3 protein-coding genes and 1 pseudogene are annotated in these 3,240 nt (G+C 70.4%); all 4 read left to right on the top strand.

Annotation, left to right across the window (positions count from 1 at the left end; translation table 11 throughout):
- Positions 1 to 515 (top strand): annotated as a pseudogene (locus AOK08_RS39840) (hypothetical protein); the annotation flags it as partial.
- 210 nt (positions 516 to 725) lie between these two features.
- Entirely contained in the window at positions 726 to 1,139 is a 414-nt protein-coding gene (locus AOK08_RS39835) for a VOC family protein (protein ID WP_055535182.1), read from the top strand.
- Positions 1,140 to 1,162: 23 nt separating this feature from the next.
- Positions 1,163 to 2,284, top strand: coding sequence for an LOG family protein (locus AOK08_RS39830; protein WP_055535180.1), 1,122 nt, complete (start codon positions 1,163 to 1,165; stop codon positions 2,282 to 2,284).
- A gap of 159 nt (positions 2,285 to 2,443) precedes the next feature.
- Positions 2,444 to 3,103 carry an LAETG motif-containing sortase-dependent surface protein gene (locus AOK08_RS39825; RefSeq protein ID WP_055535178.1) on the top strand — a complete coding sequence of 220 codons (660 nt, stop codon included), beginning with the start codon at positions 2,444 to 2,446 and terminating at the stop codon, positions 3,101 to 3,103.
- Positions 3,104 to 3,240: the final 137 nt, after the last annotated feature.

Genomic DNA, 3,240 nt, shown 5'->3' with positions numbered 1-3,240 from the left:
CCCTACCCGGCGGAGCCACCGGCAGCCCCGCCGCCGTCCTCATCGGCTGGACCCTCACCGCCCTGGGCCTCGCCCTGGCCGGCCCCGGCCTCACCCACCTCTGCGGACGCCTGCTCCAGTCCGTACGCCCCGGTGCCCTCCGCCTCCTCGCCGGCCGCGTCCTCATGGAGGAGGCGACCCGTATCGGCCGACCCCTGGGCGTCGTCTGCGCGGTCGTGTCGGCCGCGTACGCCATGCTCGTGCTGTACGAGGACGCCGCCGACGGCCCGTCCCTCGGCCCCCTCACCACCCTGGGCGCGCTGGTCGTGGCGGGCTGCGCGGTCGCGACGCTCCTCACGGCCGCCGCCGAGGCGAGGCAGTCCCGCGCGGACACCATCGCGGCCCTGGTCCGTCTGGGCGCACCGGCCACGACACTGCGCACCGCCGCCGCCCTGCGCGCCGCCGCCCTCCTCGCCCTGTTCGCCCCGCTGACCCTCCTGATCGCGGAGCTGGCGGCACTGCCACTGACCGCCTGACCGCCTGCCCCCCCCGAACGGAACCCGCACGAGACCCGCACGAGACCCGATCAGAACCCCTACAGAACCCCGCGCAGAACCCCGCACCGAAACGCGCACCAAAACGGCGCACCAAAACTCGTACGAAAAAAATCTCGCACCACCGATGAGTCGCACCCGCCCCCGGGGTCTACCCCACCGAACAGCACCACATCGACGGGAGAGACCCTCATGAGCGAGTACCAGCAGATGATCTTCGTAAACCTGGCCGTCAGCGATGTCGCCGCCTCGAAGAAGTTCTTCACCGGGCTCGGGTACACGATCAACCCGCAGTTCAGCAACGACGACACCGCCTGCGTCGTGATCAGCGACACCATCATCGCGATGCTGATGAGCAAGCCGCGCTACTCCGACTTCACGAAGAAGGAGATCGCGGACGCGACGAAGACCAGCGAGGTCCTCATCTGTCTGAGCGCCGAGAGCCGCGCGAAGGTCGACGAACTGGTCGACGGAGCTCTGGCGGCGGGCGCCACCGAGCCGCGTGAGGCACAGGACTTCGGCCAGATGTACGGCCGCGCCTTCGACGACCTCGACGGCCACACCTGGGAAGTCATGTGGATGGACCCGGCGGCCGTCCAGGGCTGACCCGACCGTGCTTACATGGGCGGGTGCAGACGAGCCCCGCCCATGCGGCCCATCACGACGACCGTGAGATAGAGACGCTCGACGAGTTCGACGCGGTCGTCTCGGCCCGCGGCTCCATCGCCGGATTCCGCGTCCAGTCCGTCGACCTGACGGACCGTACGAAGGAGTTGCTGACCAGGGACACCGCGGGCGCCGTCTTCCTCGGCTGCCCGATGCGCCCCGACGCGGCGGCGAAGGTCCGCGCGGACGGCGCCCTGGTCTTCCCGCCGGTCCCGGAGCTGCCCTTCAACCCGTACCGGGGCCATCTCTACTCGCCGGACGAGCTGTTCGCCGGGCTCGATCAGGGCTACGAGCGGACACCCGACGCCCTCGGGTACGCCTGGTTCCAGCGCACGAAGGCCGACGGCGACATATTCGCCTCGATGCAGCGCTCCGTCCACGACGACGCCATCTCCGACGCCCTCGACGAACTCCTGCGCGAGACACCGGTGGTGGGGGTGATGGGGGGTCACGCGATGGCCCGCGGCACCCAGGCGTACGCCGGTGCCGCGCGCCTGGGGCGCGAGCTGACGCGCGCCGGGTTCACGGTGGCCACGGGCGGCGGCCCGGGCGCGATGGAGGCGGCGAACCTGGGGGCCTACTCGGCGCCCTTCGACGACGCCATGCTCGACAAGGCCTGCGAACTCCTGGCTGGGGCCCCGTCGTTCACGCCCTCGATCACCGACTGGGCGCGCGTCGCCTTCGAGGTACGGGCCCGCTGGCCCAAGGGGGGCGGCTCGGTGGGCATCCCGACCTGGTTCTACGGGCACGAACCGCCGAACCCCTTCGCCTCGCACATCGCCAAGTACTTCGCCAACGCCACGCGCGAGGACGGGCTGTTGGCCCGCTCGACCGCGGGGGTCGTGTTCCTGCCGGGTGCCGCCGGGACCGTACAGGAGATCTTCGACAACGCGACCCCGAACTACTACGAGTCGCGCGGCAAGCCCACGCCCATGGTCCTCGTGAACCAAGCCCATTGGACCGAACGGCTGCCCGCCTGGCCGCTGCTCCAATCCCTGGCGCGGGAGCGGGCGATGGAGGACCGGATCGTCCTGATCGACCGGATCGAGGACGCTCCGGCGGCTTTGAAACGCCTTGCCGGTTAACGGGCAGGCAAAACCGATTCCTGGAACCTGCATACAGATTGACAGGTCTTATGCCACGCTTATAGACCTGTGGGACTCCAGGGGGTGTTGAGGTGATGAGCTCTCTTCACTACCGCCGCCGCCCGCCGCCCCTCAGTCGTGCATCAGTGAAGGGCAACCGTGTCCACAACTCTCCGTACCGCGCGTGCTGTGCGCGTTCTCGGTGTCGCCTCCGCCTCGACCGCGCTCGCGCTGGGCCTCGCGGGCAACGCGTTCGCCTGCAACATCAGTGAGTTCTCGGCCGTCGCCAGGTGCGACGGCGAAAAGGGTGTCATCAGCGTCACCGACAAGGACCCGTCCGGCGCCCCCGCCACGGTCACCGTGTTCCTGGGCGAAATGGTCGTCGGCACCCAGGACGTCAAGGGCAGCCGCGAGGGCGTCACCATCGACTTCCCGGAGGAGTGGGCGCCGAACACGACGTACCGCGTCCACGTGAAGGCCGGCGACCAGGTGGACGAGTACGTCAGCCCCGACGTGACGACCCCGGCCGAGTCCTGCAAGCCGAAGCCGACCCCGACACCCTCGAAGCCGGAGGAATCGGCCACGCCGACCCCGTCGGCACCGGAACCCGAGGAGTCGGCCACCCCGACCCCGTCGGCCTCGGAGAGCACCCCGGCGGGTAGCGTCCCGACCCCCGCGGGCGGCAGCTCCAACCTCGCCGAAACCGGCGCCGACTCGAACACCGGCATGATCGCCGGCATCGCGGCCGCCCTGGTCGCCATCGGCGGCGCCGCAGTCTTCTTCGGCCTCCGCCGCCGCGGCACATCCAACAGCGACTGACCAAGAACCCGACGGTTTCCAGGAGGCGGGCCGGCATCGGCCCCTGTTCGACCGGCCTCAGCCCGCCCGCCACCACCCGCCCCGCTGACACCACCCATCCCGCCGGCACCGTTTCTGGCCGCCCGGCACCATCCCTG

It is taken from the genome of Streptomyces graminilatus, assembly GCF_001418565.1.
In the GTDB taxonomy this organism is placed as follows: domain Bacteria; phylum Actinomycetota; class Actinomycetes; order Streptomycetales; family Streptomycetaceae; genus Streptomyces; species Streptomyces graminilatus.
Note: the sequence above shows the minus strand (reverse complement) of the source record. Positions and strands in the feature narration are given on the sequence as shown.